This window comes from Pseudomonas zanjanensis (assembly GCF_014268745.2).
In the GTDB taxonomy this organism is placed as follows: domain Bacteria; phylum Pseudomonadota; class Gammaproteobacteria; order Pseudomonadales; family Pseudomonadaceae; genus Aquipseudomonas; species Aquipseudomonas zanjanensis.
Genome location: NZ_JABWRB020000003.1, coordinates 425,177 through 439,061, shown reverse-complemented (window position 1 = coordinate 439,061; position 13,885 = coordinate 425,177). Strand labels below are relative to the sequence as shown.

General features: G+C 64.0%; 8 protein-coding genes. All 8 read right to left on the bottom strand.

Annotation, left to right across the window (positions count from 1 at the left end; translation table 11 throughout):
- Window positions 1-122: 122 nt before the first annotated feature.
- The 8 genes from HU715_RS21670 to HU715_RS21635 all read right to left on the bottom strand — a co-directional run bounded on the left by HU715_RS21670 (window position 123) and on the right by HU715_RS21635 (window position 13,762).
- Window positions 123-1,058, bottom strand: a complete 936-nt coding sequence (locus HU715_RS21670; RefSeq protein WP_186709447.1) for a sigma 54-interacting transcriptional regulator — start codon at window positions 1,056-1,058, stop codon at window positions 123-125.
- 47 nt (window positions 1,059-1,105) lie between these two features.
- Window positions 1,106-1,687 carry an alpha/beta hydrolase gene (locus HU715_RS21665; RefSeq protein ID WP_186709448.1) on the bottom strand — a complete coding sequence of 194 codons (582 nt, stop codon included), beginning with the start codon at window positions 1,685-1,687 and terminating at the stop codon, window positions 1,106-1,108.
- A gap of 209 nt (window positions 1,688-1,896) precedes the next feature.
- Entirely contained in the window at window positions 1,897-2,142 is a 246-nt protein-coding gene (locus HU715_RS21660; RefSeq protein ID WP_186709449.1) for a DUF2789 domain-containing protein, read from the bottom strand.
- Between the two features lie 198 nt (window positions 2,143-2,340).
- Window positions 2,341-3,282, bottom strand: coding sequence for a sulfotransferase family protein (locus HU715_RS21655; RefSeq protein WP_186709450.1), 942 nt, complete (start codon window positions 3,280-3,282; stop codon window positions 2,341-2,343).
- The gene (locus HU715_RS21650) at window positions 3,270-4,055 is read right to left on the bottom strand and encodes an aspartyl/asparaginyl beta-hydroxylase domain-containing protein (protein WP_186709508.1); all 786 of its coding nucleotides are present in this window, start codon (window positions 4,053-4,055) and stop codon (window positions 3,270-3,272) included. Before HU715_RS21650 ends, HU715_RS21655 begins: the two co-directional genes overlap by 13 nt.
- 15 nt (window positions 4,056-4,070) lie before the next feature.
- Entirely contained in the window at window positions 4,071-5,585 is a 1,515-nt protein-coding gene (locus tag HU715_RS21645) for a TolC family protein (RefSeq protein ID WP_122565140.1), read from the bottom strand.
- Between the two features lie 40 nt (window positions 5,586-5,625).
- On the bottom strand, window positions 5,626-12,864 hold the full coding sequence (locus HU715_RS21640; protein ID WP_186709451.1) for an Ig-like domain-containing protein: 7,239 nt from the start codon (window positions 12,862-12,864) through the stop codon (window positions 5,626-5,628).
- Window positions 12,865-12,916: 52 nt separating this feature from the next.
- On the bottom strand, window positions 12,917-13,762 hold the full coding sequence (locus HU715_RS21635) for a sulfotransferase family protein (protein WP_186709452.1): 846 nt from the start codon (window positions 13,760-13,762) through the stop codon (window positions 12,917-12,919).
- Window positions 13,763-13,885: the final 123 nt, after the last annotated feature.

The following is a 13,885-nucleotide window of genomic DNA, read 5'->3' as shown; positions in this document are numbered from 1 at the left end:
AAGACGACGCTTTTGTGGCGAGGGAGCTTGCTCCCGCTGGGCCGCGTAGCGGACCCTAGATTTTTGCGATCGCTGCGCAACCGAGCGGGAGCAAGCTCCCTCGCCACAGGTGGGTATCCGGTCTAGAGCGTTTGGCTCAATTGATTGAGCAGCGCCTTGAGGGCTGTACGCTCGGCGTCCGACCCCTGGGCAATGACCTGCGCCACTTGCTGATCGATCAGCTCCAGGGCCGATGGTTGGGACGGCAGATTCAAATGCTCCGGCAAAATCTCCTCCCCCGTGCTCACCAGCAACGCGAAATGAATGACGTTTTCCAGTTCGCGGGTATTGCCCGGCCAACTGTGCTGTTCGAGGGCATGTTGCGCGGCTTCACTGATCAGCGGCACGGCCAGGCCGAGTCGCTGGCTGTAGATGCCCAGGAAGTATTCGGCCAGGGACAGGATATCGCCCACCCGTTCGCGCAGGGCCGGCAGTTCGAGCCGGCCTTCGCCCAGATAGTGGTAGAGCCGTTCGTGGAATTTCCCGGCCGCCACCGCTTGCGCCAAGTCGATGCTGGTGGCCGCGACCAGGCGGACATCCACCGGACTGGGCTGATGAGCGCCGACACGGGTGACTTCATGGTTCTCCAGGGCCGCCAGCAGCTTGATCTGGATCGGCAGCGGCAAGTCGCCGATTTCATCCAGGTAAAGAGTGCCGCCGTTGGCCGAACCAAACCAGCCGGCCCGGCTGCTGGCCGAACCACTGTAGCTACCGGCGGCATAGCCGAACAGTTCGGCGTCGGCGTAGGTCGGGCTGATGGCGCCGCAATTGACCGATACAAACAATCCGCCGCGATCGCTTTCGCGATGGATATGCCGGGCCAGCAGTTCCTTGCCGCTACCGGTTTCGCCGCGTATCAGCACTGAAATCGCCCGGGGCGCCAGTTGCTCCAATTCCTGGCGCAACTGCCGTGAACGAGGATCGACGAACACCAGCGCCTTGGCGCGAATGCTCAGGGGGCTTTTCTCCGCATCGGGAAAGGTCAGCAAGGGCTGACCGAAGGTTTCATGCAAACTCATGGCAGGCTCCCGCCCCAGGCCGCCGGGAGACGGGGGGCGCTAAAAATTCAGGCGCGACGCAGGGCGTGATGCTCCATGCGGTTTTGCAGACGGTAGAGGTAAGCGAAACCCTGCTCCCAACGCTGGTGGCCAGACTTCACATTGATATGCCCCGCCCCTGACAGGATCCCGGCCTCGGCACCCCAGTTGCGGGCCAGCTCCAAGGCGCGCGGGGCGCTCACGGCGGCGTCGTTGTCGGAGCTGACCACTTGGCTTGGGAACGGCAGCAGATCATTGGGAATCGGCGCGAAGTTGCGCAGCGCCGGGACGCAGGCCGGCCGCTCGACATCCGCCGGCGCCACCAGCAACGCCCCCCGCACCTGCCGCAGGAAGTGCACCGGTGCGGTGGCGGCCCAATGGGCCACCGTGATGCAGCCCAGGCTATGGGCAATCAGGATCACCGGCGTGCTGTCGGCGGCCACGGCCTCGGCCAGCGCCGCGACCCAGTCCTCACGCCGGGGCGTGACCCAGTCGGCCTGCTCGACCCGGGCGCTGTTGGGCAGGCTGTTCTGCCAGTGGGTTTGCCAATGATTTTCCGGCGATCCTTGCCAGCCCGGCACAATCAGGTAGCGAATCGATTCGTTGCGCATGGGTGCTCTCCTGCGTGTCTGTTCCCGGACGAGTATAGGGAGGAGAGGTATATTACTTAAGGAATAAGAAGCTATTTGTTAATAACAATAAAGAATAATCGTGTATCTCTGTGGGAGCGGGCTTGCTCGCGAAAGCGGTGGGTCAGTTGACGCTGATGTTGCCTGACACGGCGCATTCGCGAGCAAGCCCGCTCCCACAGGTTCGTGCATCACTCACTGCGGCCCTTGCGCAACAGCACGTCGAGTTGATCCACCACCACGGCCCAGTCCGCATCCTCGAGGATTTCGTCGCGTAGCAACTGCCGCTGGCTCTCGCTCCAGAAAAACGCATCGGCAAGCCGCAGGTCGGGTTTGAGCGGCGAATGGCTGGCAATGAATTGATCGATGCTGACGGCGTCGTCAGGCAGGCCGAGTTGTTTGAACAGGGCGGGAAGTGTATGGATCGGGGTTTCCATGCGGGACTCCTGGGCATGAATGAATGGCTGGGCGCTATTCCTGCAGTCTAGTCCCTTGGAGCTGAGCACACCGTGGCGAGGGGGCTTGCTCCCGCTGGGCCGGTCCGACGCTTCGGGCGAAGCGGCCCCACGACTTTGCGGTTGCTGCGCAACCGAGCGGGAGCAAGCTCCCTCGCCACAAAAGCGGGTTTGAATCCGCTACGGAGAGAGTGACTTCAACGCCTCGTAAGGCTCCTGCGCCCAGCGCAGGACCCGCTCACGCAACAGCGCCGAAGCCTCCCGGCGCTTGTCCTCGCTGTCGCCAACAAACACCTGCGCCGGCTGCTTGGCATGTTGCCCGACCGCTGCGAACACTTGTTTGTACTGCCCTTCATCGAGGCCGAAAAACGCCGCCAGCCTGCCCGTCATCGCCTCAGGCAGTTCGGTGTAGTTGACCGCCATCCCAGCCAATGCCTGGCAGTGGTCCAAGCCGGTCGCCAATAACCGTCCCACCCGGCGCGGGATGAAATCTTCCTGGCCGGCGAACGGCAATCCATCATCCAGGACCGTCGCCCCGATCATCCCCGGCACCATGTGCATGCCGGGACGGCGCAGGTGGGAGACCGAGATTTCCAAGGGGTCGCGGTACACGAACAACCAGGGCGTGTCGGGAAAGCACTCACGCAACAACGGCAGTTCACCGATGTTCCAGGCGTCGAGCTTGACCACCAGCCGTTGCTCCACGCCTCGGCGGCGCTGCCCATAGGCCGACATCAAGCCCTTGAGCGCCACGCACCGCTCGGGCAACGGCAAATCACTGCGCAGCAGCGTATCCAGGGGCGGTGGTTCCGAAATGACGATGTGATGGTCCAATTGGGCAAGCATCTGGCTGATCAATGTCGAGCCGCAACGGGAGGCATGGAAAATGAACGCATTGGGCGCCAGGCCCGGGCTTTGTCGTTGCCACTGACCGAGCACCTCCAAAGGTGTCTGGCGGCGGAACGCCTGGTTGAAGGGCAGGCGCAGGGCGTCTTCCACCGCATCTCCAAAGAACGGCTGTGACAGTCGCATGTCGCCGAACCAGCACCAATCGACCCGCCACTGCCCGGCCTCTTGCCATACGCTGATCGGCAACCAGCCGTGCAGATTCAGGTCTTCCACTGGTTTCTCCACTGCTGGCGACCGGTGCGCATCGCAGCCCGCAATTCCTCCCGGGTGAAGTGAAGCCCTTGTTCGGCCCCCAGTGCCAGGGCAGAGTCAAAAAAAGCGTCCAGCTCATGCAAGTTCTGCAAGGTTCGCGCGAGATGAGGATCCGTTCCCACGCGCTGCTGAAAACGGACAAAGTCGCTTGGCCCGACGCCCGCGGCGGGTGTGGTGGGTAGCCCATCGGCAATCTGCTGGGCCAGCCACGGCCCGGGGCGACAATCGAGCACCAGGTGAACCCGCGAATGAGCACTTCGATTCACAACGCGATGGGGCCGCGCCAGGTCGAGAAACCAGCACTCGCCGGCCGTCATCGGAATAATGTGTCCATCCAGGAAAAAATCCACGTCAGGTGGGCTGAGCAGCGGCACGTGCAGGCGCAGATCAGCATCCGGCCCGCCCAGATCATAGTCGCGATGCTCGTGGATGCGCCCACCGGGGCCCAACCGCAGCAGCCGGGCCGAGACGATCTCCAGGGGCCAGTCATGCAATGCCTCTTGCCAGCGACTGTCCGCTGTCCAAGGCGCGCGATGCACGGGCTGACCGTGCCCGGGCGACAGTTCGGTAACGGCATCGGCCGCCGATATCAGCGCCACGCCGCTCCAGTCGCCGCTGTGATAGGCGCTGTTGAAGTGCCCCTGCCAACGTGCGTCGTCAATGGCCGCCAGTGCGTGCAACAGCAACGGCAGGTTCACCGCCACCGGCAGCCGGGAAAACGCCGGGCGCATCATCATGGCTGCGCCCGGTTATTGAGTCACCGTGGCAGGCTTCGGCAGCGTGATATCACCCTGGGCCCAGGCCGCTTCGCGGTTGGCCAGCGCCGTGGCAATCGACTGGACCTCGGTCGATTGCACTTCGTTCGGCAGTGGATCGAGGCCGGCGCTGGCAAAGATCTGCCCGTAGGCGTTGCGCAGGTCGGCATAAGCCAAGTCCCGACGCAGGTCGGCCTGCAAGGTGTTCAGTTCACCCTGGATCAGGTCCAACTCGCCAATGCCGGCAGCCTGGTGACGGCTACGCAATTGACCGACAATCTGCCCATCGATGTCCGACAGTTGCTGGCTGGTCTTGAACTGGCGCAGGGCTTCGCGATAGTTGGCATTGGCCACGTACAGCTGCGCCAGCACGGCAATCGACATCGCCTGGCGGCGCGCCGACGCCACTTCTTCACCGGCCTTGGCCACGTCGATGGCCGCCGGGGCGGAGATCACGTTGAACAGGTTCCAGGTGACTTTCACGCCATAGTCGGCCCAGCCTTGTTCCACCAAAAACGAGTTGCTGTCGTAGTGCCCGCCGGCGGAAAACTCCAGCCCCGGCAGCAGGCGTAACATGGCCTTGCGGGTTTCGGCAGCGGTGATGCGGGTCTGGTAATCCTGCTCGCGCAATTCCGGACGACTGGCCAGGGCTTCCTGTTCGAGACGGGCCAGGTCGACCTTGAGTTCCGGGATGGTGTATTCATCCTGGGTCGCCAGGGTCAGCTCGGTGCCCAGGGGCAAGTTGATCAGCGTCGCCAGTTCGGTCTTGGCCAGGGACAGCGCCCGGCGTTGCTCTTCCAGTTGGCGGGTGGCCTGGATCAGCGAACGCTGGTAACCCAGGGCTTGCACCGGGTCGCCGATGCGCTGTTCGCTCATGCTCTGGCTGTTGTCACGTGCCGCCTCGACCCGGACCATCAGGCTGTCGATCTGCTTGAGCAGGCGCTCGGCGGCCATGGCGCGCCAGTAGGCCGAACGCACGTCCTGGACGATGGTGTTGATCACCTTGCGCCGACGTTCCTGCACGATCAGCCGCTGGTCCCCGGCTTGCTTGGCACTGATGTAGCTCACGCCGAAATCGAGCACGTTCCAGACCATGGTCAGGTCGGCCACCTCACGGTCACGGTCCTGGGAGGTCGACGGTTCGAGGGACTGGGTACCGGTTTCCACGCTCTGGCTGCTGGAGGCACTGACGTTGTTACGGCCCACGTACCCGGCGTCCAGGGCCATGCGCGGCAGCATGTCGAAACTGGCCAGGTCCAGCTGACGCTTGGCCAGGGCTTCCTCCATGATCTTCAAGCGACCTTCGAGGTTGTACTTCACCGCACGGGCCATGGCCTGGTGCAGGGTCAGTGGGCCGCTCAGCGGCTCCTGGTCCTTGTACATGTTCTGCAGGTCGGTTCGAGCGCGCTGTTCGCTGACGCTACGCTCGATCGGATCGCTGGTGACCGCACATCCACTCACCACCAACGCCAGCACACTCATACCGAATAACTTCTGACTTCTATTCATTCCCTGGATTGCCCCTGGCTGCCCCAATATTTTTTAGAATTCAGGCCTGCACTTGGCTGATGCCGACCTGTCGTAACGCGGTTGCCAGGCTGTCGACCTGATGTTGTTCAGTGTCCTTGAGCTGTTGCAGTTGTTGACCCAGGGTGGGTGCCCCGAACATCCCGCGCACCCCTTGGGACACATCGCCGCCCTGCATCGACTGGCTGCCGAAGGCCTCCATCGATTCGCCCTCGGAGCCAGAGTCCTGGTTGAACAGGGTCGAAAGCGTGCTGCTGCCGAACACCCCGCCATCGCCCCCACCAAAGCCCAGGAACCCCTGGCCGCTACCATCGCCGGCGGCGTCAGTGCTGAACACCTGGGCGATATAGCTCGGTGCCAGGGCGCCATGGTTGATGAAAATATCCCCGATCGGCCGCAGGCCCCCACCCACGTCCCGTTGCTCGAACAGCGGCGGGAAGCCCAGCGGCGAACCCAGGTTGCCGGTCGGCGGGGTAAAGACGATCGGTTGCAGCGGCACCTCGGACGGCGGGATCACCGTGACCGGGTCGGACGTCAGGAACTCCGGTGGCGGCTTCACGTCGTTGGGCACCACGGTGTCGATCGCATAGTTGTTGGACACCGCCACGCTGGCCCCGGCGTTACCCGTCAGGTCGCTGACGTTGCTGGTGTCCAGGGCGATGAAGTTGCTCGGGTCGGTGAGGTTCACCGTTGGCGTGAATGTCGCAGTCCAGGTCTTGCCGCCGTCGCTGGTGGTCAGGTTGGTCAGTTCACCGTTGGTGACGCTGAGGTCCGACAGGTCGAAATCCGTCACCGCTTCGCTGAAGGTGAAGGTCACTTGGGTCGTCTCGCCCACCGTCAGGTCCGGATCGGCGACGACGATGGTCGCCGTCGGCCGGGTGGCGTCGAGTGCATAGTTGCTGGAAATCGCGATGCCCACCCCGGCGTTGCCGGCCAGGTCCTGCACAGTGCTGGCGTCGAGCAGAATCAGGTTGGTGGCATCGTTGACGCCCGCAGTCGGCGTCAGTGTCGCCGTCCAGGTCAGGCCGCCGTCACTGCTGGCGAGGTTGGACAGCACGCCATTGGCGACGCTGAGGTCCGACAGGTCGAAACCGGACACCGCCTCGCTGAAGCTGATGGTCACGGTGGTGCTCTGGCCAATGCCCAAGGTGGTATCGCCGACGGTGATGGTCGCGCCTGGACGAACCGTGTCGATCGCGTAGTTGTTGGAATTCACCACGTCGACACCGCTGTTGCCCGAGGCGTTGACCACGCCGCTGGTGTCCAGGCTGATCAGGTTGCTGGTGTCGGTGATGCTGGTGGTCGGGGTGAAGGTGGCCGTCCAGGTGACGCCGCCGTCGGAAGAGGAGACGTTGCTCAGCGTGCCGTTGCTGATGGTCAGGTCGCTGTTGTCGAAACCGCTGACCGCTTCCGAGAAGGTGATGGTGACCTGCGAGGTTTCCCCTATCCGCAGCGCACTGTCGGCCACCACGATGGTGGCCGTCGGGACGCGTGTCTCGACCGCGTAGTTGGCCGAATCAGTCGTGCCTGTCCCGGCGTTGCCGGCCGCATCGCTCACACCGGTATTGTCCAGGGTGATCAGGTTGGTGGCGTCGGTCACGCCCAGGGTCGGCGTGAACGTCGCGGTCCAGGTCAGGCCGCCGTCGCTGCTGCTGACGGCGCTCAGGGTGCCGTTGGCCACGCTCAGGTCAGCGTTGCTGAAACCCGTCACCGCCTCGCTGAAGGTGATGGTCACCTGGGCAGTTTCGCCCGGTTTCAACACCGAATCGCTCAGCACAATGGTGGCAGTCGGACCCTGGCTGTCGACGCTGTAGTTGTTCGAATCGGTGGTGCCGCTGCCGGCGTTGCCCGCCAGGTCGGCGACGCCGCTGTTGGCGAGGGTGATGAGATTGCTGGTGTCAGCGATGCCGGCGGCAGGCGTGAAGGTCGCGGTCCAGGTGATGCCGCCGTCGCTGCTGCTCAACCCGCTTAGCGTACCGTTGGCGACGCTCAGGTCGGCATCGGTGAAGCCCGTCACGGCCTCGTTGAAGGTGATGGTCACCAACGACGTCTCGCCGGCGGCAATGGCGGTGTCGGCGACGACAATGGTCGCCGTCGGGCGCACGGTGTCGATGGCGTAGTTGTTCGAATCGGTGGTGCCAACGCCGGCGTTGCCCGAGACGTTGACGACACCTGTATTGTCCAGGGTGATCAGGTTGCTGGTGTCGGCAATGCTCGCGCTCGGCGTGAACGTGGCAGTCCAGGTAACGCCGCCGTCGGAGGACGACACGTTGCTCAGCGTGCCGTTGCTGATGGTCAGGTCGCTGTTGTCGAAACCGCTCACTGCTTCGTTGAAGGTGATGGTTACCTGGCTGGTTTCACCGATGCTCAGGGACGTATCGGCTACTACGATGGTTGCCGTCGGCACCTGGGTGTCGATGGCGTAGTTGGCCGAGTTGGTCGTGCCGGTGCCGGTGTTGCCCGCCGCGTCACTTATCCCGGTGTTGTTCAGGACGATCAGGTTGGTCGCGTCACGCACGCCGAGGGTCGGCGTGAAGGTGGCGGTCCAGGTCAGGCCGCCATCACTGCTGCTGACAGCGCTGAGTGTGCCGTTGGCAACGCTCAGGTCCGAATTGTCGAAACCGCTGACCGCCTCGGAGAAGGTGATGGTCACCAACGAGGTCTCACCGACACTGAGGTTGGAATCGGCCAGCACGATCGTTGCGGTGGGACGTTCAGTGTCCAGCGCATAATTGTTGGAGTCGGTGCCGCCGACGTTGACGTTGCCGGCCAGGTCAACGATGCCGCCACTGTTGAGCGAGATGACGTTACTGGTGTCCGTGACGCCAGCGGTCGGCGTGAAGGTCGCGGTCCAGGTGATGCCGCCGTCGCTGCTGCTCAACCCTGAGATCACGCCGTTGGCGACCGTCAGGTCGGCACTGGTGAACGCCGTCACGGCCTCGCTGAAGGTGATGGTCACCAGCGAAGTCTCGCCGGCGGCAATGGCCGTGTCGGCCACGACGATGGTCGCGGTCGGACGCACCGTGTCGACCGCGTAGTTGTTCGAGTCGGTAGTCCCCACACCGGCATTGCCCGCGCCGTTGATCAAGCCAGTGTTGTCCAGGGTAATGACGTTGCTGGTATCGGAAATGCTCGCGCTCGGCGTGAACGTGGCCGTCCAGGTGACGCCGCCGTCGGTGCTGCTCATGGTGCTCAGGGTGCCGTTGCTGACGGTCAGGTCCGCATTGTCGAACCCGCTGACCGCCGAGTTGAAGGTCACGGTGACCACGGTGGTTTCACCGATGCTCAGGGACGAATCGGCCACCACCACGGTCGCCGTCGGCACGTTGGTGTCGATGGCGTAGTTGTTGGAACTGGTCGTGCCGGTGCCGGTGTTGCCCGCCCCATCGTTGATCCCGGTGTTGTTCAGGACAATGAGGTTGGAGACGTCGGTGACCCCGAGGCTGGGCGTGAACGTCGCGGTCCAGGTGATGCCGCCATCGCTGCTGCTGACCGCACTCAGCGTGCCGTTGGCTACGCTCAGGTCCGAATTGTCGAAACCGCTCACCGCCTCGCTGAAGGTAATGGTCACCAGCGACGTTTCGCCGACGCTCAGCGCCGTGTCGGCCACCACGATGGTAGCGGTCGGACGCTGGGTATCGACGGCGTAGTTGTTGGAGTCGGTGGTGCCGCTGCCGGTATTGCCCGCGCCGTCCACCACCCCCGTGTTATTGAGGGTGATCAGGTTGGAGGCATCGCTGACGCCCGCACTCGGCGTGAAGGTCGCGGTGTAGGTGATGTTGTCGCTGGTGCTCAGACCGCTGAGGCTGCCGTTGGTGACACTCAGGTCCGCCAGGGTGAAACCGGTCACCGCCTCGCTGAAGGTGATGGTCACCACCGAGGTTTCGCCCACGGCGATGGCCGTGTCGGCGACCACGACGGTGGCGGTCGGACGCGCGGTGTCGACGGCGTAGTTGTTGGAGTCGGTGGTGCCGCTGCCGGCATTGCCCGCCGCGTCGCTCACACCGGTGTTATCCAGGGTGATGAGGTTGCTGGTGTCGCTGGTGCTGGCGCTTGGCGTGAGCGTCCCGGTCCAGGTAATGCCGCCGTCGCCGCTGCTCAGGCCGGTGACCGTACCGTTGGCGACCGTCAGGTCGGCGGCGGTAAAGCCGGTCACCGCTTCGTTGAAAGTAATGGTCACCAGCGAGGTTTCGCCGACGCTCAGGGAGGTGTCGGCTACAACGATGCTAGCAGTGGGCCGCTGCGTGTCGACCGCGTAGTTGTTGGAGCTGGTTGTGCCGCTGCCATTGTTCCCTGCCGCATCGGCCACGCCGGTATTGGCCAGGATGATCAGGTTGGTGGCGTCGGTGACGCTGGCGCTCGGGGTGAGCGTCGCGGTCCAGGTGATGCCGCCGTCGCTGCTGCTCAGCCCGCTCAAGGAGCCGTTGGCAACGGTCAGGTCCGCCAGGGTGAAACCGGTGACGGCCTCGCTGAAGGTGATCGTGACCAGGGACGTTTCGCCGATGTTCAGCGCGTTATCGGCCACCACGATGGAAGCGGTCGGACGCTGGGTGTCGACGGCATAGTTGTTCGAGTCGGTGGTACCGCTGCCGGCGTTTCCAGACAGGTCGGCAATGCCGGTATTATCCAGGGTGATCAGGTTGCTGGTGTCAGTGATGCTGGCGCTCGGGGTCAGCGTCCCGGTCCAGGTGATGCCGCCGTCACTGCTGCTCAGGCCGGTGACCGTGCCATTGGCGACCGTCAGGTCGGCGGTGGTAAAACCACTCACGGCCTCGCTGAAGGTGATGGTCACCACGGAGGTTTCCCCAGCACGCAGCGCGGTGTCGGCTACCACGATGGTGGCGGTCGGGCGTTGCGTGTCAATGGCGTAGTTGTTGGAGTTGGTCGCCCCCACGCCGGCGTTGCCATTGAGGTCCGCCACGCCCGTGTTGTTCAGGACAATGAGATTGGACGTATCGGTGACAGTCGCATCCGGTGTCAGCGTGGCCGTCCAGGTGATACCGCCGTCGCTGGTGCTCAGGCCGCTGAGCGTGCCGTTGGCGACGGTGAGGTCGGCGGCTGTGAAACCGCTGACGGCCTCGGAGAAAGTAATGGTGACTGTCGAGGTCTCGCCAATCCTGAGGGCCGTGTCACTCACCACGATGGACGCCGTAGGCGCCACGGTGTCGTTGACGATGTAATTGTTCGAATCGGTGGTGCCCACCCCGGCATTGCCAGCCAGGTCGGCCACGCCGGTATTGTTAAGGGTGATGATGTTGGTGGTGTCGGCGATGTTGCTGGCCGCGGTCAACGTACCGGTCCAGGTGATGCCGCCGTCGCCACTGGTCAAGGTGCCAACGGTGCCGTTCTGCACCGTCAGGTCCGCCGCGGTGAGGCCGGTCACGGCTTCGGAGAAGGTGATGGTCACCGTCGACGTGCCGCCGGAGTTCAGGTTGGTATTGGCCACCACGACGGTCGCGGTGGGCGGCGTCTCGTCCGGCACATAGTTGGTGTTGATGGTGCCGCCATCGCCGTAGACGTTGGCCACCGACGCTGGCGAAACACCTGCGGTGCCCGCACTCGTCCCACCCACGCCGCTGCCGCCGACGTTGCCGGCCAGGGCGGCGAAGTTGGCGGCAGTGATCAGGATCGAGCCTTTGTTCCAGATGGCACCGACACCGACACCGCCCGCACCACCTGCCTGGAGATAGCTACCGCCCGCCCCGCCGCCACCGCCGCCGCCGCCGGCGCCGACGTTGTTGGAAATGGTCGAGTTGCCGATGATCCGCAGGGTCGCGCCGGTGTCGTTATAGATACCACCGACCGCGCCACCGCCGTCGCCGCCGAAGTTGTCATACCCGTCACCGCCGCCGCCACCGCCGATGGACAAGCCACCGCTGGAGGCCGTGCCGCCGGCCGAACCGGTGCTGTATCCCGGGTAAGCCGCACCGCCGGCGCCACCCGTGGTGGAACCGCCACGCCCACCAATGTTGAAGAAGCCGCCACCGGCGCCGCCCTGCCCGGCCGAGCCATTGGAGCCTGTGGAGTTGAGCGTGTCGCCGCCCTTGCCGCCGATACCGCTACCGACCGCACCACCGCCACCGCCGCCGCCACCGGCGTACTGCGGCGTCACACCGCCACCGCCACCGCCGCCTGAAGCGGCGTTCGCGGTGACCGTAACGTTGCGCAGGGTCAAGGTGCCGGCGTTGTAGATGCCGCCGCCCTGGGACACCAGCGCATCGTCGCCGCCGTTACCACCGTTACCTGCCACCATGCCTCGGGTAATCACCAGGCCATCGAGGGTGGCCGTGGTGCCGGACGTCACTTGCATGATCTGGGTGCGGTTCTGACCGTCGAGAGTCACGTCGGCGACGTTGTCGTTATTGAGGTCGCCATCGATGGTGATGTTCTCGTCGACCACCAGCACCTGGGTCAGGGCGACGGTCATGCTGGTATTGAAAGTGACGATGTCGCCGCTCTGTGCAGACAACAAGGCGGCGCGCAGAGAGCCCACGCCGCTATTGAGGTTGTTTGTAGCGGTCCAGGTGGCCAGGCCCCATTGATACTCGCTCATGGCATTGGCCGAGAGCACGTTGGCGCTTTCGATGCTACCGGTGGCGATTTCCAGGTCCCAGTCGCCGCCCAGGCCCGTGCGGTCGTTGGACGCCGCCACGTCGCGGCCGGTCAACTGCGCCAGTGAATCCACCAGGCTCAAACCACGCTCGCCTTCGGCGGTGTAGCAGCCATAGATCAGGATATCGCCGCCAGCGTTCATGTCCTGGCCGATCTGCGCGAGCACTTCGCTGCGGGCCTGGACGTTGTCCGCCGACAGGTAGCTATCGCCCAGCCACAAATCACCGGCGTTACCGTGGGCGATGATCTGCACCGAGCTGACGCCCTGGTGGGTGTCCAGGTAATCGGCAATCTGCTGCAAGCCGTCCTTGGTGGCATCCAGTTGCACCACCTGGGTACCGGGCGCCACGCCTTCGAGCAGGCTGGCGGCATCCTTGACCCGGGAATCGACGAACACCACCGACTTGCCTGGGACGGCAGCCTCGGTGGCGTCAGTCTGACCTTGAGGCGCATGGTTGTCGGAAGGCTGGTCGGCCGTCGGCGCCTTCGCGGCATCAGCGGTCGGCTGCGCGTCCGGTTGCGCGGCGTCGGCCACGGTTGCCGCCACCGCGCCGTCGAACAGCATTCGCGGCTCCAGGGACATGATCATTGGCGATGCCAGGGCCTGTGCGCCCTCGGTTACCCGCGATTTGCCTTTGCTCCACCACATGACGATCACCTGGACTCGAACTTCTTGAACACGCAAATGAAAAAAACCGCAGTCAGCTGACGGCGGCGTCGGTTTTCATACGAATGACATTGGCGGCGCTTGCGGACCCATCGCGCCAGAACGACAACTCGGCATACTTTTCAAACAGATCCGGCGGCAGCAAGGTCCGCCGGGCTTGCGGCGCGACCTTGGGCTTGACCTTGTGCAGGCCGGCAACGCCCAGGGCCTGGTCGAAGGCCGGCGCGTCGTAGGTCAAGTGATTGAAATCGTGCTCGAACCAGGGCTCGCCGATGAACTCGTACACCAGGCGCAGCACCCGCTCCGGGGCCTGGCTCAACAAATCGTAATCAACGATCAGCAGCGACTCGGCGTTCTCACCGTAGTAAGCCTCTTTGAGCGCCGTCCAGGCGAACCCCACCAGGCGGTTGCGCTGGGCCAGGGTTTCACAGCGGCTGTAGACGGTGTTGCGCTCGTCATCGTCGTTGAACAGCTTGGTGTTCTCGAACGGGTTGGCACGGTAGAGCCGCTCCAGGCTGTCGAGCACCCAAGCGACGTTGCGCACACAGGCGATGGTCTTGGCTTGGGGAAACAGATCCTGCAGGGCAGGCAAGCGTGCGCACCACTGGCGGTTCGTATCGAAGATGACCGGCTTGTCGGCTTTGTCGGCGTAGTAGGAATCGAAGAGGCCGCGCAAGAGGCGGCGGCGCAGGTCGGTGTCGATCACCGAGCCGAACTCACTGCCGGCGCTGCATTGCTGCAGGACGCTGCTGAACAGCGTGCCGACGGGACTGGTCATGCCGGCATGAAAGCGCGGGTTCTGCAACAAAATGGCAGAAAGCAGGGTCGAGCCTGAGCGCGGTAAACCGGAAATGAAGTGAAACTGCGGCAATCCATTCACCTTTGTTTGTAGTCCCTTTGTAGCCGAAGCGTAGCCGAGGAAACAATCTTCGCCTAGTAGTACTTTGATATCAGATTCATCCCAAGCCATAAAAGAAGATGGACGGTAGCGACGCTCGGGAAC

Excerpts from the sequence above, each read along its gene's own strand:
- HU715_RS21670 (WP_186709447.1), bottom strand. The coding sequence starts at position 1,058 with ATGAGTTTGCATGAAACCTTCGGTCAGCCCTTGCTGACCTTTCCCGAT.
- HU715_RS21665 (WP_186709448.1), bottom strand. The coding sequence starts at position 1,687 with ATGCGCAACGAATCGATTCGCTACCTGATTGTGCCGGGCTGGCAAGGA.
- HU715_RS21660 (WP_186709449.1), bottom strand. The coding sequence starts at position 2,142 with ATGGAAACCCCGATCCATACACTTCCCGCCCTGTTCAAACAACTCGGC.
- HU715_RS21650 (WP_186709508.1), bottom strand. The coding sequence starts at position 4,055 with ATGATGCGCCCGGCGTTTTCCCGGCTGCCGGTGGCGGTGAACCTGCCG.
- HU715_RS21645 (WP_122565140.1), bottom strand. The coding sequence starts at position 5,585 with ATGAATAGAAGTCAGAAGTTATTCGGTATGAGTGTGCTGGCGTTGGTG.
- HU715_RS21640 (WP_186709451.1), bottom strand. The coding sequence starts at position 12,864 with ATGTGGTGGAGCAAAGGCAAATCGCGGGTAACCGAGGGCGCACAGGCC.